The 19,417-nt window shown below is 45.1% G+C and carries 17 protein-coding genes and 1 pseudogene; 7 read left to right on the top strand and 11 right to left on the bottom strand.

Features of this window, described 5'->3' with window-relative positions:
* Positions 1 to 20: 20 nt before the first annotated feature.
* Genes ccoP through ccoN form a run of 4 tightly spaced genes read right to left on the bottom strand, consistent with a single transcriptional unit; the run spans position 21 to position 3,294 of the window.
* Positions 21 to 986: a cytochrome-c oxidase, cbb3-type subunit III gene (gene ccoP, locus B1L02_RS06725; RefSeq protein WP_088530410.1), complete on the bottom strand. Its 966-nt coding sequence runs from the start codon at positions 984 to 986 to the stop codon at positions 21 to 23.
* Positions 983 to 1,168, bottom strand: a complete 186-nt coding sequence (locus B1L02_RS06730) for a cbb3-type cytochrome oxidase subunit 3 (protein WP_010373992.1) — start codon at positions 1,166 to 1,168, stop codon at positions 983 to 985. Before B1L02_RS06730 ends, ccoP begins: the two co-directional genes overlap by 4 nt.
* A 5-nt stretch (positions 1,169 to 1,173) precedes the next feature.
* Positions 1,174 to 1,848 carry a cytochrome-c oxidase, cbb3-type subunit II gene (gene ccoO, locus B1L02_RS06735; RefSeq protein WP_010373994.1) on the bottom strand — a complete coding sequence of 225 codons (675 nt, stop codon included), beginning with the start codon at positions 1,846 to 1,848 and terminating at the stop codon, positions 1,174 to 1,176.
* Between the two features lie 12 nt (positions 1,849 to 1,860).
* Positions 1,861 to 3,294, bottom strand: coding sequence for a cytochrome-c oxidase, cbb3-type subunit I (gene ccoN, locus B1L02_RS06740; protein WP_088530411.1), 1,434 nt, complete (start codon positions 3,292 to 3,294; stop codon positions 1,861 to 1,863).
* A 289-nt stretch (positions 3,295 to 3,583) separates the two neighbouring features.
* Here ccoN and B1L02_RS06745 point away from each other — a divergent pair, with 289 nt between their 5' ends.
* Positions 3,584 to 4,036: a hypothetical protein gene (locus B1L02_RS06745; protein ID WP_223191898.1), complete on the top strand. Its 453-nt coding sequence runs from the start codon at positions 3,584 to 3,586 to the stop codon at positions 4,034 to 4,036.
* Positions 4,033 to 4,509 (top strand): transcription elongation factor GreAB, encoded by a 477-nt coding sequence (locus B1L02_RS06750; RefSeq protein ID WP_088530413.1) that lies wholly within the window; start codon positions 4,033 to 4,035, stop codon positions 4,507 to 4,509. Before B1L02_RS06745 ends, B1L02_RS06750 begins: the two co-directional genes overlap by 4 nt.
* A gap of 25 nt (positions 4,510 to 4,534) precedes the next feature.
* On the opposite strand, the gene B1L02_RS06755 is transcribed toward B1L02_RS06750, so the two are convergent.
* Positions 4,535 to 5,527 (bottom strand): GlxA family transcriptional regulator, encoded by a 993-nt coding sequence (locus tag B1L02_RS06755; protein WP_088530414.1) that lies wholly within the window; start codon positions 5,525 to 5,527, stop codon positions 4,535 to 4,537.
* 117 nt (positions 5,528 to 5,644) lie between these two features.
* Here B1L02_RS06755 and B1L02_RS06760 point away from each other — a divergent pair.
* Positions 5,645 to 7,542, top strand: a pseudogene (locus B1L02_RS06760) (beta-ketoacyl synthase).
* Between the two features lie 233 nt (positions 7,543 to 7,775).
* Here B1L02_RS06760 and fghA read toward each other — a convergent pair.
* Together fghA and B1L02_RS06770 are read right to left on the bottom strand one after the other, a co-directional pair.
* The gene (gene fghA / locus B1L02_RS06765; protein WP_088530415.1) at positions 7,776 to 8,618 is read right to left on the bottom strand and encodes an S-formylglutathione hydrolase; all 843 of its coding nucleotides are present in this window, start codon (positions 8,616 to 8,618) and stop codon (positions 7,776 to 7,778) included.
* A 56-nt stretch (positions 8,619 to 8,674) separates the two neighbouring features.
* Positions 8,675 to 9,796, bottom strand: a complete 1,122-nt coding sequence (locus B1L02_RS06770) for an S-(hydroxymethyl)glutathione dehydrogenase/class III alcohol dehydrogenase (protein ID WP_088530416.1) — start codon at positions 9,794 to 9,796, stop codon at positions 8,675 to 8,677.
* Between the two features lie 95 nt (positions 9,797 to 9,891).
* Here B1L02_RS06770 and B1L02_RS06775 point away from each other — a divergent pair, with 95 nt between their 5' ends.
* The gene (locus tag B1L02_RS06775; protein ID WP_088530417.1) at positions 9,892 to 10,767 is read left to right on the top strand and encodes a LysR substrate-binding domain-containing protein; all 876 of its coding nucleotides are present in this window, start codon (positions 9,892 to 9,894) and stop codon (positions 10,765 to 10,767) included.
* Here the strand turns inward: B1L02_RS06775 and B1L02_RS06780 are convergent.
* The 3 genes from B1L02_RS06780 to B1L02_RS23710 all read right to left on the bottom strand — a co-directional run bounded on the left by B1L02_RS06780 (position 10,754) and on the right by B1L02_RS23710 (position 16,306).
* Positions 10,754 to 12,412: a SulP family inorganic anion transporter gene (locus tag B1L02_RS06780; protein ID WP_167651253.1), complete on the bottom strand. Its 1,659-nt coding sequence runs from the start codon at positions 12,410 to 12,412 to the stop codon at positions 10,754 to 10,756. The two genes, B1L02_RS06775 and B1L02_RS06780, sit on opposite strands and share 14 nt — an antisense overlap.
* 148 nt (positions 12,413 to 12,560) lie before the next feature.
* Entirely contained in the window at positions 12,561 to 15,968 is a 3,408-nt protein-coding gene (rne, locus tag B1L02_RS06785; RefSeq protein ID WP_088530418.1) for a ribonuclease E, read from the bottom strand.
* A gap of 200 nt (positions 15,969 to 16,168) precedes the next feature.
* Positions 16,169 to 16,306 (bottom strand): hypothetical protein, encoded by a 138-nt coding sequence (locus tag B1L02_RS23710; protein ID WP_157757223.1) that lies wholly within the window; start codon positions 16,304 to 16,306, stop codon positions 16,169 to 16,171.
* 272 nt (positions 16,307 to 16,578) lie between these two features.
* Here B1L02_RS23710 and rluC point away from each other — a divergent pair, with 272 nt between their 5' ends.
* Both rluC and B1L02_RS06795 read left to right on the top strand, forming a co-directional pair.
* Positions 16,579 to 17,529 (top strand): 23S rRNA pseudouridine(955/2504/2580) synthase RluC, encoded by a 951-nt coding sequence (rluC, locus tag B1L02_RS06790; protein WP_088530419.1) that lies wholly within the window; start codon positions 16,579 to 16,581, stop codon positions 17,527 to 17,529.
* Between the two features lies 1 nt (position 17,530).
* Positions 17,531 to 18,175 carry an HAD family hydrolase gene (locus tag B1L02_RS06795; RefSeq protein WP_088530420.1) on the top strand — a complete coding sequence of 215 codons (645 nt, stop codon included), beginning with the start codon at positions 17,531 to 17,533 and terminating at the stop codon, positions 18,173 to 18,175.
* Here the strand turns inward: B1L02_RS06795 and B1L02_RS06800 are convergent.
* Positions 18,167 to 18,763 carry a Maf family protein gene (locus B1L02_RS06800; protein WP_088530421.1) on the bottom strand — a complete coding sequence of 199 codons (597 nt, stop codon included), beginning with the start codon at positions 18,761 to 18,763 and terminating at the stop codon, positions 18,167 to 18,169. The two genes, B1L02_RS06795 and B1L02_RS06800, sit on opposite strands and share 9 nt — an antisense overlap.
* A gap of 119 nt (positions 18,764 to 18,882) precedes the next feature.
* Here B1L02_RS06800 and yceD point away from each other — a divergent pair, with 119 nt between their 5' ends.
* Positions 18,883 to 19,407, top strand: coding sequence for a 23S rRNA accumulation protein YceD (gene yceD / locus B1L02_RS06805; protein WP_010374009.1), 525 nt, complete (start codon positions 18,883 to 18,885; stop codon positions 19,405 to 19,407).
* Positions 19,408 to 19,417 lie beyond the last annotated feature (10 nt).

The raw sequence follows: 19,417 nt of genomic DNA on the forward strand, positions 1-19,417 counted from the left end.
TAATGTTCTAATTGCTGGGTTTACTGGTCTTGCGACAGGCTGTAAACATAAGCCGTTAGAAGGTGTACTTTATCTTCACCTAAGATATCTTTCCAAGCTGGCATTACACCGGCACGGCCGTGGCGAAGCGTATCTTCAACAGCACGCTGAGAACCACCATATAACCAGATATTGTCAGTTAGGTTAGGTGCACCAAACGGAAGGTTATGTGCAACTGAGCCTTTACCATCCATACCGTGACAAGCCGCACACATTGCAAACTTAGCTTTACCAGCAGCTGCGTCTTTTTGGTTTACAGTACGCCCAGAAAGGCTTAACACGTAAGCAGTCATTTCTTTTACGCCTTGATCACCAAGTGCATCTTGCCAAGCTGGCATCGCGGCAACACGACCGTTAAGCAGTGTTTCTTTGATCTTGTCAGGCGTGCCGCCATATAACCAGTCTTTGTCAGTTAGGTTAGGGAAGCCAGCACCGCCACGAGCATCAGAGCCGTGACACTGAGCACAGTTTTGCGAGAATAAACGCTGACCGATTTCTAGTGCTTCCTCATTTTTTGCAAGCGCAAGTACGTCTTGTTTTGCAAACTCTTGAAAGATAGGACCAAAGCGGTCTTGTGCAGCTTCAACTTCTTTATCAAGTTGTACCCACTGTCCATTTTCATGTGCTTCAGCAACTGCTTTCTTAGACTCTGCCAAGGTAGTGATACCTTGGTTAGAGCTCGTCCAGTTCAAGAAACCTTTAAAGTTACCAAGACCTGGGTAAGCGGCAAGATAGTATACAGACCAAACAAAAGTTGCGAAGAACATGTAAGTCCACCATTTTGGTAGTGGGTTGTTTAATTCTTCGATACCATCAAACTCGTGACCGCAGCTTTCGCCTTCTTTAACACCTGTGTAGTTTTTCAGGTTCCAAAGCAGCAAGCCGAAAATCAGAGCTAGACATGCTAGGGTTAGTACGATAACCCAAATACTCCAAAAGCTAGTCATTTTTCAGACTCCTTTTCCTCGTTAGAGATAGTGTTGTTGTGTTTTTTCTCATCTTCAAAAATGGCATTAGCAGCGTCGTCGAAACGGCGCTTAGACCGCTTGCTATATGCCCACACAACAATCACTATAAACAGTACCAAAATTACCAGAGTCAAAATGCCTCTGTATGTGCCGTAATCCATAATAATTACTTCAAATGTGTGCCAAGTTGCTGTAAGTAAGCGATAAGTGCCTGCATTTCTGTTGCACCTTCGCCACCGTTCATCGCGTGGATTTCATCCACTTGCGCTTGCAACTCAGCATCATCACCGTAGCCTTTGCCATTGTAGCGGTCTGACGACTTATCAATGCCAAATGCATCACGGAACACTTGTAATTTCTTCAGAGTATAAGTGGTATCTACTTTAGTGCTATCAAGCCATGGATAACCTGGCATATTTGACTCAGGTACCACAGAGCGAGGATCCATTAAGTGCGCGTAGTGCCAGTCGTCAGAATAACGCTGACCAACACGTGCCAAATCAGGACCTGTACGCTTTGAACCCCACTGGAATGGGTGATCCCATACCGACTCACCAGCTACAGAGTAGTGGCCATAACGCTCAACTTCATCACGGAATGGACGAACCATTTGTGAGTGACAGTTGTAACAACCTTCACGTACGAAGATGTCGCGGCCTTCCATTTCAAGCGCAGTTAGTGGGCGCAAGCCTTCCACTGGTTGAGTGGTATCTTTTTGGAACATTAGTGGAGTAATTTCAACTAGTGCACCGAAGCTAATCGCGAATACCGTTAGGATAGCCATCAGGCCAACGTTCTTTTCAACGATTTCGTGTTTGTTTGTTGAGTTATTGTTGCTCATACTCAATACCCCTTAAGCCACTTGCGGGTTTGCATCAGTGGTAAGTTGACCACTTTTTGCAGTAACCGTACGGAATACGTTGTAAGCCATTACCAGCATACCTACTACGATGAATACACCGCCTAGGAATCGCATGATATAGAAAGGCTTAGAAGCTTCTAGTGACTGAACAAAGCTATACATTAATGTGCCGTCAGCATTTACTGCGCGCCACATTAGGCCTTGCATAACACCAGAGATCCACATTGCAACGATATAAAGTACAACACCAACTGTGTGTAGCCAGAAGTGCGTGTTAACTAGCTTGATGCTATACATGTTACCGTGACCAAATAGGGCTGGGATTAGGTGATAAATTGCACCGATAGAAATCATTGCAACCCAACCTAGTGCACCAGAGTGTACGTGACCTACAGTCCAGTCGGTATAGTGTGAAAGGGCATTTACAGACTTGATAGCCATCATCGGACCTTCGAACGTAGACATACCGTAGAACGATAGAGATACAACTAGGAAACGCAATACCGGGTCAGTACGTAGTTTGTGCCAAGCGCCAGACAGCGTCATGATACCGTTGATCATACCGCCCCAAGAAGGAACGAATAGGATAACAGACATCACCATACCTAGAGACTGTGTCCAGTCAGGTAATGCTGTGTAGTGAAGGTGGTGAGGACCTGCCCAAATATATAGAGAAACAAGCGCCCAGAAGTGAACAACCGATAGACGGTAAGAGTAAACTGGACGACCTGCTTGTTTTGGTACGAAGTAGTACATCATACCTAAGAAACCAGCGGTAAGTAGGAAACCTACTGCGTTGTGACCATACCACCACTGAACCATCGCATCTACTGCACCTGCGTAGATTGAATAAGATTTAGTAAGTGATACAGGGATAGCCATACTGTTTACAATGTGAAGCACTGCAACAGTGATAATGAAACCAGCGTAGAACCAGTTTGCTACATAGATGTGTGACACTTTACGCTTGATAAGAGTACCAAAGAATACTACAGCATAAGTAACCCATACTACCGCGATTGCGATATCAATCGGCCACTCTAGTTCAGCGTACTCTTTTGAAGAAGTAATACCTAGAGGAAGCGTGATAGCTGCAGATACGATGATGGCTTGCCAACCCCAGAAGGTAAATGCGGCAAGTTTGTCAGAGAACAGGCGCGTTTGACACGTGCGCTGGACAACATAGTAAGAGGTTGCAAATAGTGCACTTGTACCAAATGCAAAGATTACTGCGTTCGTGTGTAACGGACGAAGTCTAGAGTAAGTTAACCATGGAATGTCGAAGTTTAACGCAGGCCACGCAAGTTGCGCTGCGATAAATACACCTACACCCATGCCAACAATGCCCCAAATCACTGTCATGATAGCGAATTGGCGTACAACTTTATAATTGTACTCAGTTTGTGATGCTACTGTTTGGCTCATTTTCTGGATTCCGCTGCAATTTATTGCGATTAGAAATGAATTACCTGAATTACAGGCCCTAGTTATATTTCTTCAAGCCCGTCATGTTTTAACTCAAAAGATGAGTGAAAACCTAACCAGCCCGAGAAACCTTTATTTTTGCGAGGAAATGATAATTTTTTTGCTTATGAAAAGATACCTAAAACGCCTAAAATTATGACATCAATCAAGTTTTCACGCGCTTTTTGTTCGCTTCTTAAGCAACCTAGCATTTGCCCTGAAACTTGCGTACACTGCGCAGGATTCAGAAGTGACGGTAAAATCCCTCATGATTGCAAAGCAATTAACAATCGGGTTGCTAGGTGTTTTCCTCGTGGCCTGTTCAGACCCGACTATTATTATACATGAAAGTTCAGAAAAAAGTGAAAGTTCAGTAACAAGAAATGTCTGTAATTTTTCAGCGCCCTGTGATTTAACTCCACAAGTGCAGATTTATCTGGGCTCAGAGCAGGTTCAACCTGAAACAGAATTTACCATTGGGCTAAAAAGTGCGACTAAAGTAGAGGTCGTTTCGGCATGGCTAGAGGGAGAAAATATGAACATGGGAAGGATCCCTGTGTTCTTTGACAAAAACACACTGATAGCAAAAACCATGGTTGGTGTATGCACGGATAAATCTATGCGTTGGATTTTACGTTTAGCGCTAACCGTTAACGGCCAGTCTGTTACTACCAGTCACCCAATAGCTGTAAATTACCAATGAATAAATCTGTTTTTATCGAATATCTCAAGTTTGCACTTGAACAAAAGCTGATTGAAGCCACTGAAGCGGCAAACAGTGCCCGTGCTGATGCGACTCACGAACAAAGTGCTGCTGAAACACAATACGACTCATTGAGTATCGAATATGGGTATTTGGCCGAAGGACAAAGTGAGCGCGTTGATGCCATGCATTTGGCAAAACAAACAATATTGAATCAACTGACTCAATCAGTGAGCAACGTGATTGCCCATAACGCACTAGTTGAAATTGAAGAGGAGCAAGGCAACAGTCATTGGTTCTATTTTGCGCCTTGCGAAGGCGGACTAAAAATCCAATGTAAAGAAACGCCTGTGCTGGTGTTAACGTTTGATGCACCACTTGGCAAGCGGCTTAAGGGGTTAACTGAAAATGAAGACATTTCGTTTTTCTTCAACGGCCAGCAGCAAACGTTAACCGTAATACAAATACTGTAGAGTGGTTCAACAGGCCCTAGTCTTGTTACGAGAACAATTTCTTTCTTACTATTGCCCGATATGTGCTTGGTGATTTTCCCATTAATTGCCGAAAGACCCGACTTAATTGCCCTTGTGAATTAAATCCAGAAGCGAGGGCAATATCTTGAATGGAGAGATTACTGCTCGCGAGCAGTTCTTTGCACATTTCAATACGTACCTGTTGCAAGTAGGCAACGGCGGTTTGCCCCGTCGCCTGTTTAAAGCGGCGATTAAAGGTGCGATAGCTCAAATCAAATTGCGCCGCGACAGCGGGTAAAGAGAGTTCGGATGCGGCATTATTTTTCAGCCAAAACTGAATCGCTGCAATTTGCTCGTCAGCATGACGATCCACAGCACCTTCTAAATAGCGCTGTTCTTCGTACGGTTTACGAATTTCATGAGAAAAGTTTTGCTGAACATGGTGTGCGGCATCTATCCCGTACAGTAACTCAATAATGTGAACAATAACATCGGCCAGCGCATTTAAGCTGGCTACAGTGTAGATCCGCTCTGATTGAGTGATAAAGTAATCCGGTTTTAATTCAACATTGGGATATAGCTGAGAAAATTGTTTGGCAAAATGCCAGTGGGTCGTTGCTGAATGCCCGTCAAGCAGGCCAGAACTTGCTAAAAAGCAAACACCCGTACCAACACCTATCAGTGTGCTTCCTGCTCCCCACGCATCCGCAAGTGACTCACTCAGCGCTTGGTTTTGTCTTACAATAGGTCTTGGATTTCGCCATATGCTTGGCACAATAATGTAGTCATACAAAGGCAATGAGCTAAAGTCACTTTGTGCCTCAAGCTTCATGTAATTATCGGCGTTAACTGCCTCGCCTTGGCTGCTGCAAAGTATAACTTCTAAAGGAACATAAGCCTCTTTTAGATGCACTTTAGCAAAGGCTTGTCCGGCTTTGAGCATTTCCAGCGGTAAGGTGACACTGGTGACGAGCATATGTTTGTAAAGCACAATGGCGACCTTTGTACAGGATTTCATCTGCTCCGACCTCTTTTTTTTGGCGAAAAATGATTTATATGTGGCGTATTTTGTAAAAACTTAAATTCGAATGCAATTAAAATCAAGTCATTATCTTAGTTCAGAAGTAGGAACGACATGACTGCATTGCCAATTATTGTAGGAATGGGGGGATTAACGCCGCGGGGCGCACCTCTTTCCATCAAGGCTACAAACGTATTGTACTTGATAAGCTAAATGCTAAAGACCGACAAGAGACCTATTTGGGTCTTGCGAGTTTAATGAACTTAGTGCGTTATGAAGATGGCCAGTTGATTGACCAAAACGACCAAGCCATTCAAGAGGTGGAGATTGAATCGCGCTTTGGTGAGCAGATTTTAGCGGGCACATTGATCCGTAAAATTGAAAAAAACCATTTTGATGTAGATGCGACCCCTTGGCAGCAAAAGCTCACAATGAAGGCAAATGATGACAGCAAGATAGTATTCAGTTGTCGTAAGCGTGATTTACCAGAGCCTGTGCCCGCTAGTTGGCAACTCGTTGAACTTGATCCAAAAACGGTCGAAGTGACGATTGCGGATCAAGTGGAAGTTAAGCACGATAGCTATAGAGACAACCCAATTAAAGCCGCGGGGCAATTACCGACGGGCTTTGAACCGTCACTGATGTACAACAGTCGTTACCAACCACGCGGCCTGCAGGCGACGATTTTTGCTGCAACAGACGCTATCCGCTCAACGGGTCTGGAGTGGGACAAGGTGATGAACAGCGTACGACCTGATCAAATCGGCACTTATTCTGCATCTGTTGCTGGACAAATGAATGATGAGGGTTTAGGTGGATTAGTGCGTAGTCGTTTACGGGGCGATCGCGTAAGCACCAAGCAGCTGGCGCTGGGACTCAACACCATGTCCACTGACTTTATCAATGCCTATGTTACTGGGAGCGTAGGCACAACGTTTACGACATCGGGGGCGTGCGCTACTTTTCTATATAACCTTCGCGCTGCAGTGAATGACATTCAGGCTGGTCGCACTCGTGTGGCGATTGTAGCTAGTGTTGAGTGTGCTATTACACCAGAGATAATCGAAGGCTTTGGCAATATGGGCGCGCTCGCAAATGAAGAAGGCTTACGTAAACTCGATGGCACTGAAAGTGTAGATTATCGCAAAACAAGTCGCCCTTTTGGTGAAAACTGTGGCTTTACGATTGGTGAAGGTGCACAAGTGGCGATTTTGATGGATGATGCTTTAGCGCTTGAACTTGGCGCACAGATCATGGGCTCGGTTGCTGATGTATATGTCAACGCTGATGGCGTGAAAAAGTCGATTACGGCACCTGGACCTGGTAACTACATTACCATGGCAAAATCGGTTGCGCTGGCTCAGCAAATCGCTGGCAAAGAGGCTTTGGTAAAACGCAGCTTTATTTTGGCACATGGTTCAAGTACACCACAAAACCGGGTTACTGAGTCGCTTATCTACCACAAAATCGCAGAAACCTTTGCGATTAATGGTTGGAAAGTGGCGGCGCCAAAAGCCTATGTTGGTCATACTATCGCACCGGCGTCCGGCGATCAGCTAGCGATGGCACTTGGGGTGTTTGAATACAATATTATGCCAGGGATCACCACAATCAATGCAGTAGCAGGGGATGTTCACGCGGAGCATTTGGATATTCGCACTGAGCATTATGAGTGTGACCCAATGGATATCGCTTTTATTAATTCAAAGGGCTTTGGCGGTAACAACGCAACGGCAACAGTATTTTCTCCGAAGCTCACGAAGCAGCTACTAAGCAAACGTTATAGCCAAGCTGAATTTGCACACTATGAGCAACAACTTGCGATTACAACACAAAGACAAATTGCATATCAGCAAGCGGCCGATTATGGTCAGTACGAACTCATTTACCGTTTTGGCAATGGCATGATTGATGAGTCTGAATTGAATTTAAGTCAACAAGAGTTAGCCATTCCAGGGTTCGAGCAAAGCATACAGCTTTGTCCGACGAATCCATACGGCGATTTAATCTGATGATTTGATGTAAAGAATAGGGCCTGTTGCCCTTTGCTGTTTGATTTTTGTTCTTCTGACTCACATAGAACAACTATGCTACGCAGGCTCTGCCTTGTATAAATACCAATCAAACTGCTGCAAAAACAAACTTGAAAGATAAACAGGCCCTAATGTTAAGCAAGCAAGGCGTACAGGGAGTACGCCTTTTTTATTTTTAACTTAATGCTCAAATGCGCAAGCGGTAGTCAAACTCATCTCATATATCTAGCATGAAACTCAAGGTGATTTTCAATAAAAGTTGAGATAAAGAAATAGCTGTGATCATAACCGTCATGCATGTTTAGCGTGATAGGGTAATCTGCTTTTTCAGCTGCTTGTTCGAATAACCAAGGTTTTAGCTGCTCGTCTAAGAACTGGTCACTTGAACCTTGATCAATGCGTATCGGACGTTTTGTTGGACTAGCATAGCTCAACAATAATTCTGTTGCGTCGTACTGTTGCCAGTGCTGTTTGTCGTCGCCTAAATATCCTGTTAGCGCTTTTTGACCCCAGGGGCAGTTACATGGGCTCACGATTGGACTAAACGCTGAGATACTCGTATAGGCGTCAGGGTTTCTAAGCCCAATAACTAACGCACCATGTCCACCCATGGAGTGACCACTAATGGCTTTTTGCGAGCTAACAGGGAAGTGCGCTTCGATTAATTGAGGCAGCTCTTCTGTCACATAGTCATACATTTGATAATGTTGACTATATGGCGCCTGTGTCGAATTGACGTAAAATCCCGCACCGAGACCAAAGTCATAGGCGCCATTTTCGTCATCTGCAACGCCTTCTCCTCGCGGGCTTGTATCTGGTGCGACAATAGCGATGCCAAGCTCGTTAGCTTTTTTAAACGCGCCTGCTTTTTGCATGAAGTTTTCATCGCTGCAGGTTAGCCCTGAGAGCCAATATAAAACAGGGACTTGTTGTCCCTCATTGACGACTTCAGGTAAAAAAATGGCGAAGGTCATTTCACACTGCGTCGATTGGCTGGTATGTTTGTAGCGCTTATGCCAACCGCCAGATACTTTGTTGCTGGAAATCAGTTCCATCAAGTTCTCCTTAATTAAGCGAAATAGGACGCAACCTGTGCGTCCTTGAGCGGGTACTAGTAATGGATCACCGAGCGGATACTCTTGCCTTCATGCATCAAATCAAAGGCTTCATTAATATCTTCGAGCTTCATGGTATGAGTGATAAAGTCGTTGAGCTTGAACTCACCAGCCATATAGCGTTCAACAATCTCAGGAAGCTCAGAGCGACCTTTTACGCCACCAAAAGCGCTACCGCGCCACACGCGACCAGTAACCAGTTGGAATGGGCGTGTAGAAATCTCTTGTCCAGCGCCTGCAACACCGATAATCACAGACTCACCCCAGCCTTTGTGGCAACATTCAAGGGCGCTTCTCATGACATCCACGTTACCGATACATTCAAATGAGAAATCCACACCGCCGTCAGTCATTTCGACGATAACTTCTTGAATAGGCTTATCGAAGTTTTTGGGGTTGATAAGATCGGTTGCGCCAAGCTTTGTCGCCAGTTCAAACTTATCTTCATTGATGTCGATACCTATGATCCGACTCGCGCCAGCCATTGTCGCACCAATAATAGCGGACAAGCCGATACCACCAAGTCCGAAAATTGCGACGGTATCGCCTTTTTGCACTTTAGCGGTATTCATTACAGCACCCATACCTGTCGTAACACCACAGCCAAGCAAGCAGATCTCTTCAAGAGGCGCTTCCTTGTTTACTTTAGCTAAAGAGATCTCTGGCAGCACGGTGTACTCAGAGAACGTTGAGGTGCCCATGTAGTGATAAATCGGCTCACCGTCTTTGTAGAAGCGAGTTGTACCATCCGGCATTAGCCCTTTACCTTGCGTTTCACGGATCTGCTGACAAAGATTAGTTTTGCCAGATTTACAGAACTTACACTCGCCACACTCCGGTGTGTACAATGGGATCACGTGATCGCCAACGGCTACGCTCGTAACACCTTCACCAACAGCTTCAACAATACCTGCGCCTTCGTGACCTAATATTGCAGGGAATACGCCCTCAGGGTCGTCGCCAGACAAAGTGAAAGCATCGGTATGACACACGCCCGTTGCGGTGATTTTAACTAAGACTTCGCCTTTTTTCGGTGGCATAACGTCAACTTCTTCAATACTAAGCGGTTGACCTGGGCCCCAAGCGATGGCTGCTTTAGATTTAATAAACTCAGACATGGTTTGTTCCTTTCTTAAAAGTTGATAGCAGTATAACTGCATTATTATTTTTGATAATCTATAAAAATTATAAAGACTTTTACGTATATGTAATAATGGGTAGATGGATTGGCATCGATGAGTTTGTTGCGGTCGCAAGTAACGGCTCTTTTAGTAGCGCAGCAGCTCAGTTAAATACCTCTGTTGCGCAAATTAGTCGTCGAGTGAAAATGTTAGAGGAACGGCTCAATATTCAACTTTTGACGCGAACCACCCGAAAATTGGCACTGACTCAGGAAGGAGAAGTGTTTTTATCTCACGCAAAGCATTTGCAACATGGATTAGATGACGCAACCGCTGCAATCCGTCAACGTGACAGACAGCCAACAGGTAAACTCAAGCTCACCGCTCCGGTGATGTACGGCGAATCTTATGTCATGCCTGCTGTGGTTGACTATATGCGTTTGTATCCAAAAGTTGAGATTGAAATGCATTTGACGAACAACCAAGTCGACTTGCTTGATAAGGGCTTTGACTTGGCAATTCGACTTGGCAAGTTACAAGATTCATCACTGCGCGCCAAACGGCTAACCACGCGTAAAACCATGGTGTGTGGTGCGAATACCTATTTAAATCAGTTTGGCCAACCGCATACGCTTAGCGAACTTAGCAATCATAAATGTTTGATTGGTAATAGTAGCGAATGGCGCTTTGTTGAACATGGAAAAACGCGGCAAATTAAAGTGTCGGGTTCACTACGTTGCAACAGCGGTTGGGGGTTATTAGAAGCGGCGAAGCAAGGCTTGGGTTTGGTACAGTTGCCACACTATTACGTGCAAGAAGCGCTAGATAGTGGTGAATTAACTGAGGTACTCACCAATTTTAGACCTGAAGAGGAGGGCGTCTGGGCGCTCTATCCACCCAGACAATTTGTCGCGACCAGCCTGCGGTTATTACTGGATCACTTGAGTGCGCACTTTAATAAGTTTTAGCCATAGTATCTATAGCTTGACTGAGTGCTATCTCGCGACTATCACAAAATGCACGATCGCCTAGACGGTCGTGAATATTTAAGCGCTTGAGCTTATCTGTGGTCTCCAAATTTGGTGAATAGATAAACACGCTACAGTTAGCATCAAGCGCATCTGTAATCGCGTTTTCAATGGCCAAGCCCACGGTGACATCAATCATAGCAACGTCGCTTAAATCTAATACCATGGCTTTGTATTCACTAATCTTGCGGTGTTGTCTTGCGATTGCTTTTGAGACGCTAAAAATCATTGGCCCAGAAAGATAAAAGAATAATAACTTGCCGTTGGCTTTATCTAACAGCTCGCTTTCTTTTTTCGTAAGTGGTACGTCTTCATCACTATCGCTGTCGCTAATGGCTTTAACGTGATTAGCTTGTACTCGGCTTAATCTCTCTATGATCATCACATTAGAGATAAATACGCCAAGGCCCACAGCAACAATAAGGTCAACAAAAACGGTAAGTAGCATTACACCATACATAATCGCCATTTGACTGACACTAAGCTTATGAGCACGCTGGATAAAACTCCAATCCAAAATATTAAAACCAACATACACCGCAATTCCGGCAAGCACCGCCATTGGGATAGGCTCGGTCAGACTGCCCGCGATAAAGACCACGGCCATTAAAATAAGTGCCCTAAATATGCCAGCAATTGGCGAGCGCGCACCTACTTGAATGTTGACCACAGTGCCCATGGTTGCGCCAGCACCTGGCAGTGCACCAAAAAGGCCAGCTATCATATTGGCAATACCTTGGCCTCTGAGCTCTTTATCAGAATCATGCTCTGTTCGCGTCAAACTGTCGGCTATTACTGCAGTGAGCAATGTATCTATACAACCTAACGTACCGAGCACCAGTGCGTCGATAAGCATTTCAACTAACAGCTCTGGTGATAACACGGGAAAGACAAGACTCGGCAGACCACTTGGAATTTCACCGATGCGACGGATACTATCAGTATCAAAAATAATGATTGAAAGCAGTGTAACTGCGACGAGTGCGACCAGTTGAGCGGGGACGTACTGGCGCCACTTACTTGGCATCTTGAATAAGATTGCAAGCGTGATCACCCCGAGAAACAACTCAGAAAAGTGTAAGTCCATCAGCAGGTTGGGCAAGTTAGACAAGGTTCCAACAACGCCGCCTGCGGGCGCTTGATGTCCAAGTAAAGGGGCAAGTTGCAGGATAATTAGGATTACACCAATACCAGACATAAATCCGGAGATAACGCTGTAAGGCATCAAGGTAACGTACTTACCTAACTTGAGCGTACCCAGTAAAACTTGAAAAGCACCTGCCATCATGACAACAGTAAAGCCCATAGCAAGCCCATTTTCAGGATACTTGCTCATCATGGCGGTGAGTACTGCTGTCATGATAACAGTCATTGGGCCGGTCGGTTCAGAAATGAGGGAGGTTGAACCACCGAATAGGGCGGCAAATAAGCCAACTAGAATTGCGCCCCACATCCCAGCTTCTGCGCCAGCGCCGGAGGCAACGCCAAAAGCGAGTGCGAGTGGTAAAGAAATAATTGCAGTGGTAACACCACCGAATAGGTCACCTTTTAAAGAGGCGTTTTTAAATCTCTTAAGTGTGATCATACTTTTGACTTTAACGATCAAAGAATTGACGGCATTCTACTGATAAATAGCATGGAGTGCTACGAAGGACTGGTATTACCATTTGCCTACTCAGTAAAATTCGGACACAAAAAAGCCAGTCTAAATAGACTGGCTTTTCAATTACTGCTTAGTCAACCTGAGCAGGAGAGGCCATGTCGGCGCTTGCTCTGCCTGTTGGTGACTTAGAGCCAACACCCAAGCCGCTATTAGCTACTGTCGGGCGTTGCTCATGTGGCATTGCAGATGGTGTTTCGACAACCACATCCTCAATTACACTTTGTGCTTTCGTCATCGGCGCGGCAGCTGCTTGGTTGAAGCGTACTCGGCTTTCTACTGAGTTGCCGTTTGCTGCTTGTTGAGTAGGCGCTTCAATGGTGTCAGCGACAAGCGTCTCTTCAGGTGAAGATTCAGCGACTACTTCAGTTTCTGCTGTTGTTTCGACGACTGGCTCCTGTACTTCTGGTGTTGCCTTAGCTCCAGAAGCCTGAGTTTCTTCCACAACTGCAGTTTCAGTTTCAGCTTCATCTTCAGCTTTCGCCGTTTCCACTTGTTCAGTATCTACTGTGTCAGCGATTGGCTCAGCTTTAACTACTTTTGCTTCTTCTGGCTGCGCAGCTTCTACCTCTTCTGCGACTACTTTGTCAGCGCTTGCGGATGTTTCAGGCTGTGCAGCTTGTTGCAATGGCGCTTCAGCAGTGGTTGTCTCTACTTCTTTTACAGGTTCCACTTCTTGCGCTTCATTTTCGTCAATTGGTGCTTCGGCTGGTTTAGCTTCGACATGTTGCTCTGCGTCAGCTTGCGTCTCAGAAACGGTCGCTTCTTCTACTGCTGCAGGTGCACTGTCTTCAGTTACCGTTTCAGGTGATGATTGAGTATCAACTGCACTTGCTGCTTGCTGTACTTCTTCTTGAACTTCACTGTCAAAAGAAGATTTCGCTTTTAGCTCAGCTTCGTACTCAGCTGCTGCTTGATCTGCAACGGGTATAAATGCTGCAGCTTGACCTTTTTCAGGCGTATCCTGACGACGGCGACGTTGACCTGCCGCTCTCAGGTGACGCGGAGAACGTCGAGAGCGCGTACGGCCTTCTTTATTTTCGTCATCACTTTGCGACTCTGAAAGTTCAGCAGATAGTACCTCGGTAACATCATTTTGCTCGTGGCGCTCAACGTTAGTTGCTTCTTGCTGCTCAGTTTGCGTGTGTACTTCAGCTTGCTCAGAACGTGACGCTGCTTGTTCGTTAGCCGTTGACGCTTTCTCTGACTTATCAGCAACAGGTCTCGCTTTTCTCTGCCTTGGCTTGTGTTCAGCTTTAGGCTCAGACGCCGTTTGCGTTGGTTGCTCAAGCGGCTTCGCTTCTACTTTCACTTCTTCAGCACTAGTTTGCTCTGAAGTGTTGGTATCCTGTGCATCGGTTTCTTCCACACGTACTTTCTTGCGAAGATTTCGTCTTTGTCTGCGTGGTTTTACTTTCGCTTCCTTAACTGGAACGTCGTTAGCCTCGACCGTCTCGACGTTATCGTTCACAGGTTCCTTAACCGGACGGTTTACTTTGTCCTGATCTTGGCGTTTTCTGTTATTTGGACGACGGCGTTTGCGGTTATCACCACGTTGCTCGTTACTATTATTTTCGTCTTTCGATTCAACAGCTGTTTCTTTTTGCTGATCGTTACGACGGCGGTTATTGTTACGACGACGGTTGTTATTATTGCGACGGCGATTGTCACGGTTGTTATCGCGTGATGATTTATCTTCAGAAGATTTGTTTTCTTCTTGTTTATCACTGTCGCTGTCACTAGCAAACAGGTTCTTGAACCATTGACCAATCTTCTCAAGCAGGCTGGTGCCGTTTTGAGCAGGTTTTGCTTGCGGCTTACGTGCTTGAGGTTTTGCAGTTTGAGTCGAGGCTGGAGCAGGTGCAGGTGCAGGTGCAGGCGCCGGTGCATCAGGCATGACGACACCTTTTAACACGGGCTCTTCTTTCACAATTGCTTGAGCTCGAGCGATTTCAACTAATTCCGGCTCTGGCGCGGTGATCTGTTCATAGCTTGCCGCTTCTGTTGTTTCATCTTTACGCAACCTAACCACCTCGTAGTGCGGTGTTTCTAGGTGTTGGTTAGGGATGATAACAACGTGGCACTCGTGGCGCTTTTCAATGCGTTGCACAGAACGACGCTTTTCATTTAACAAGTAAGCACCAACAGCAACAGGCACTTGAGCGTTGACCTGGGCGGTATTGTCCTTTATCGCTTCTTCTTCGATAAGACGCAAGATAGACAAAGCAATGGATTCATTGGAGCGGATAGTGCCTTGGCCGTCACAGCGTGGGCACGTATGCTGGCTCGCTTCGCCTAAAGACGGACGCAAACGTTGACGCGACATTTCTAATAGGCCGAAACGGGAGATCTTACCTATTTGCACGCGAGCCCGGTCAGTACGAACGGCTTCTTTCAAGCGGTTCTCTACTTCACGCTGATGACGAGGTGGAGTCATATCGATAAAGTCGATAACGATTAAGCCACCTAAGTCACGCAAACGTAATTGACGTGCAATCTCGTCAGCTGCTTCTAAGTTAGTATTCAGCGCCGTCTCTTCGATATCGCCACCTTTCGTCGCTTTTGACGAGTTGATATCGATAGAAGTGAGCGCTTCTGTTGGATCAATAACGATAGAGCCACCTGAAGGCAAACGCACTTCACGCTGGAACGCTGACTCAATCTGACTCTCAATTTGATAATGTGTAAATAACGGCACATCATTTTGATAAAGCTTCACGCGATTAATGAAGTCTGGACGGAAACGCTCAATATGCGCCTTCGCTTCTTCAAAAACACGAGGCTTATCTATTAGGATCTCACCGATATCACGACGTAAATAATCGCGAATTGCACGGAAGATCACGTTACTTTCTTGGTGAATTAGGAAAGGTGCTTTACCACTATTTGCCGCGTTTTGGATTGCTTCCCAATGAACGAGCAGAGCCTTAAGGTCGTAGTCAAGTTCTTCAAAAGATTTACCTACACCCGCTGTGCGCACGATAAGACCCATACCTTTAGGTACGCTTAAGCGGCTTAATGCTTCTTTTAGCTCAATGCGCTCATCACCTTCGATACGGCGTGAAATACCACCTGCTCTTGGGTTATTCGGCATTAATACCAAGTAGCTACCAGCAACGCTGATAAATGTTGTGAGTGCCGCGCCTTTTTGACCTCGTTCTTCCTTATCAACCTGAACGATGACTTCTTGACCCTCTTTGATCACGTCTTTGATGTTAGGGCGACCATTGAATGTATAGCCATCTGGGAAATACGTTTTAGCGATTTCTTTTAAAGGAAGGAATCCGTGACGCTCAGCGCCATAATCAACAAATGCGGCTTCTAGGGATGGTTCGATACGGGTAATTTTACCCTTATAGATATTGGCTTTTTTCTGTTCGTGACCAGGGCTTTCTATGTCTAGATCGTATAGACGCTGGCCGTCAACCAGTGCCACGCGCATTTCTTCTTGCTGCGTTGCATTGATCAGCATACGTTTCATATTGTAATTCTCTACTTAATTATTTACAGCGCCTGATACATCTTGCCAGCGACAGCGTGCTACGCCTTGGATGTTCCTATTAAATGATGCAGTCTCACGACTGGGGGAAAGGGAACATATTCACAGTTTCCGCTTTAAATCAGGGTAAAATCACTGATCCATCGTTCGCTTCTTGCACGTTTATTCGTTTCACAAAGTAGTCATGCACGGAGTAAGTTGAGCTTGGTTTGCCAAGCTTGGCTATCACCATCTGTTGACTTGTTTGCTTTGTGGTTATTCACGAGTTGCGGCCTGCTATGCACGGGTATTACTGCAACTGTGGTAAACGTATCAGACAAATTTTAATTTCTTGCTTTTTGGTTTTTCCGTCGTGTCCAGCCATTAAACGAAATATTACGCGCTTCGCACTGACTGTTCGCACGTGTTTATCTTAGATGCATGATAAAAGCTTTGGAAATATTAGCTCTAATCTGTATGATCTGCCATCCAAGATGTGCATCACGACATTGTTTTTGCGATAAAAAGCACCTCGCAAAAATTCGCGGCCTGATTATCCCACTAATAATGTCGAGATAGCAACTAAATTATTACTCAAATCAGTGATTAGGCAATGTCAGAGAAACCCGCATTACAAGTTAGCTTTGTTACCGTGACGGAAGACCAAGAAGGTCAAAGGATCGATAACTTTTTAATTACGCATTTAAAAGGGGTGCCAAAAAGCGCCGTATATAAAATTCTTCGTAAAGGGGAAGTGCGCGTAAACAAAAAGCGGGTGAAGCCTGTATACAAACTACAAATCAATGATGAAATCCGTGTTCCACCTGTGCGTGTTGCGGAGAAAACAGAGTTTGTGCCTAAAAACCTAGATAAAGTCGCAAATCTAGAAGATGCCATTCTTTATGAAGATAAGTATCTGATAGTTATAAATAAGCCAGCCGGTATGGCGGTACATGGTGGCAGTGGATTAAGCTATGGTTTAATTGAGGCATTAAGAGCATTACGCCCACAAGAGCAAAGCTTGGAACTGGTTCACCGGTTGGACCGTGACACATCTGGGTGTTTGTTGATTTCAAAGCGCCGCGCTGTGCTTAAAGGTCTTCATGAGCAGTTAAGAGAAAAGACTATGGAGAAGAATTACCTTGCGCTGGTTTCAGGGCAATGGGATGCCAAACATAAAAATGTCACTGAGCCGCTGCGTAAAAATACCTTAAAGTCAGGTGAGCGAGTGGTACGAGTGGATCATGAGCAAGGCAAGCCGTCTCATACTCGTTTTAGAGTTGTTGAGCGTTTTGAGCTAGCTACTTTAGTGCAAGCGTCGCCGGTAACGGGCAGAACACACCAGATTCGAGTACATACTCAATGTAAAGGACATCCAATTGCGTGTGATGATAAGTATGGCGATCAGGTGTTTGATGCTAACATGCGCGAAGTGGGATTAAATCGGCTGTTTTTGCATGCTAAAGAGCTCAGATTTATGCACCCAAAAACCGAGACTACACACCATGTAGAAGCGCCACTGGATGGGGCTTTGGAAGCATGCTTAGCTAAACTAAGGAAGTAACATGCAGTATAAGTGTGTAATCTTCGACTGGGATGGTACCGTTATGGACTCCGTGCCAAAAATCGTTAATACCATTCATCAAGCCGCCGAGTCTTGTGGGATTGCACCAGTAAGTAACGAAGCGGCGAAAAGTATTATCGGCCTGTCTCTCGATAAAGCGATACTGACACTTTTTCCAAATCATGAGGACAAATTAACGTCTTTGATAGAGGCTTATAAATATATCTATAAGCATCAAGACAAAACTCCTGCACCCATATTTGAAGGCGCTGCAGCACTTTTAAAGCAATTACATGCTAATGGAATCAAAGTTGCGGTCGCAACAGGGAAAAGTCGAATAGGACTTGACCGTCTGATGGCAGAAAGCGGGTTGACCGATATTTTCGTTACAACACGGACTGCATGTGAGGCGGAGTCTAAACCGCATCCCGATATGTTGCTTCAGATTTTGGCTGAGCTAAATGTGGAAGCTGCAGAGGCAGTCATGATAGGCGATACACAAATCGACATGAACTTGGCGAAGAATGCTGGCATTGACGCAATCGGTGTCACTATGGGGGTTGCAACAAGAGAGCAGTTATCGCAAACGTCGGCTGCCTATATTTGCGATAACTATCAAGACTTATCTAAACTATTGTTAGCCTGATTGCTCAGCGAGCACATCAATACCAAACGCGAGCAGTGTTTTAGTGAGTTGAATAAGGGGAAGGCCAATCAGGGTATTGGGGTCTTCTCCTTCAAGCTTATCAAACAGACAGATCCCTAATCCTTCACTTTTAAAGCTTCCAGCACAGTTGTAAGGTGCTTCCGCATCACAATAGTTACTGATCTGCGTTTGGGTAAGCTGGCGGAAGTAAACGTGAAACGGTACTACTTCAGTGACCGTTTTGCTGCTTTCAATGTCGAAAACGGTTAAACCAGTCAAAAAAGTCACGCGATTATTGCTAAATAGGCTTAGTTGCTTAATCGCGTTTTCTTTATTATGTGGCTTTCCTAGGATCTCACCGTTGAATAGCGCAACTTGGTCTGAACCAATCACCACACCTTGTTGATATTTTGCTATTGCTGCTTTGGCTTTTGATTCGCTCAACCGTGCAACAAGTTGCTGTGCTGATTCACCTTCGAGTGCTTGCTCATCTACATCCGGTGAAAAAGATGCAAAAGGAAGCATTAATTTTTTCAAAATTGACTGCCTAAATGGCGAACTTGAGGCTAGAATAAGGGGCGTTTTCATGAGATTTTTATCTTTGTGACGACATTGCCAACAGGATAATGCGCAATAACGCGAAAAACAAAGGGAAAGTGTATTTTTACTTTGACTAACTCAGTAACTATCTATATGATGCAGCCCCTATGCAAAAGGTGAAAATTCCCATCACTATTGATCCATGCAGAGCAGCGCAACGTCGAGCATCTTATGACGGTGTTGTAATGCTTGAAGAACTTTCTCGATTGCAGCAAGTTGTGCGTGATCAAAATAGTGAAATAGCGGTAGACATTCATTTCAACATCGACGAACAAGGTTTAGTTGTTGTGCAAGGCAAAGTCCGAGCCCATCTAACCGTTGTATGTCAGCGTTGTAATGATGAATTAGGGTTGGATTTGGAACAAGACTTTGCGTATTCGCCAGTCGGATTAGGTGCAGAGTCGGATGATCTTCCCGAGCGTTATGATGTGTTGGAGCTGGATGAAGAAGGTGAGGTAAATCTAAGACAAATCGTCGAAGATGAGCTATTACTCGCGATTCCGATAGTCCCGACGCATGATGAAGCACTATGCTCTTATTCTGATAAGCCAAAGAGCTTTGGTGAAATTGAAGCAGAAGATAGCAAACCAAATCCATTTGAAATTTTGAAACAACTTAAGAAAGATTCTTAGGAGAAGGCTA

Source organism: Pseudoalteromonas piscicida (assembly GCF_002208135.1).
Classification (GTDB): domain Bacteria; phylum Pseudomonadota; class Gammaproteobacteria; order Enterobacterales; family Alteromonadaceae; genus Pseudoalteromonas; species Pseudoalteromonas piscicida_A.

What these genes read in the sequence shown, in the direction of transcription:
- ccoP (WP_088530410.1), bottom strand. Translation starts at nt 986, where the DNA reads ATGACTAGCTTTTGGAGTATTTGGGTTATCGTACTAACCCTAGCATGT.
- B1L02_RS06730 (WP_010373992.1), bottom strand. Translation starts at nt 1,168, where the DNA reads ATGGATTACGGCACATACAGAGGCATTTTGACTCTGGTAATTTTGGTA.
- ccoO (WP_010373994.1), bottom strand. Translation starts at nt 1,848, where the DNA reads ATGAGCAACAATAACTCAACAAACAAACACGAAATCGTTGAAAAGAAC.
- ccoN (WP_088530411.1), bottom strand. Translation starts at nt 3,294, where the DNA reads ATGAGCCAAACAGTAGCATCACAAACTGAGTACAATTATAAAGTTGTA.
- B1L02_RS06750 (WP_088530413.1), top strand. Translation starts at nt 4,033, where the DNA reads ATGAATAAATCTGTTTTTATCGAATATCTCAAGTTTGCACTTGAACAA.
- B1L02_RS06755 (WP_088530414.1), bottom strand. Translation starts at nt 5,527, where the DNA reads ATGAAATCCTGTACAAAGGTCGCCATTGTGCTTTACAAACATATGCTC.
- fghA (WP_088530415.1), bottom strand. Translation starts at nt 8,618, where the DNA reads ATGGAACTGATTTCCAGCAACAAAGTATCTGGCGGTTGGCATAAGCGC.
- B1L02_RS06770 (WP_088530416.1), bottom strand. Translation starts at nt 9,796, where the DNA reads ATGTCTGAGTTTATTAAATCTAAAGCAGCCATCGCTTGGGGCCCAGGT.
- B1L02_RS06775 (WP_088530417.1), top strand. Translation starts at nt 9,892, where the DNA reads ATGGGTAGATGGATTGGCATCGATGAGTTTGTTGCGGTCGCAAGTAAC.
- B1L02_RS06780 (WP_167651253.1), bottom strand. Translation starts at nt 12,412, where the DNA reads ATGATCACACTTAAGAGATTTAAAAACGCCTCTTTAAAAGGTGACCTA.
- rne (WP_088530418.1), bottom strand. Translation starts at nt 15,968, where the DNA reads ATGAAACGTATGCTGATCAATGCAACGCAGCAAGAAGAAATGCGCGTG.
- rluC (WP_088530419.1), top strand. Translation starts at nt 16,579, where the DNA reads ATGTCAGAGAAACCCGCATTACAAGTTAGCTTTGTTACCGTGACGGAA.
- B1L02_RS06795 (WP_088530420.1), top strand. Translation starts at nt 17,531, where the DNA reads ATGCAGTATAAGTGTGTAATCTTCGACTGGGATGGTACCGTTATGGAC.
- B1L02_RS06800 (WP_088530421.1), bottom strand. Translation starts at nt 18,763, where the DNA reads ATGAAAACGCCCCTTATTCTAGCCTCAAGTTCGCCATTTAGGCAGTCA.
- yceD (WP_010374009.1), top strand. Translation starts at nt 18,883, where the DNA reads ATGCAAAAGGTGAAAATTCCCATCACTATTGATCCATGCAGAGCAGCG.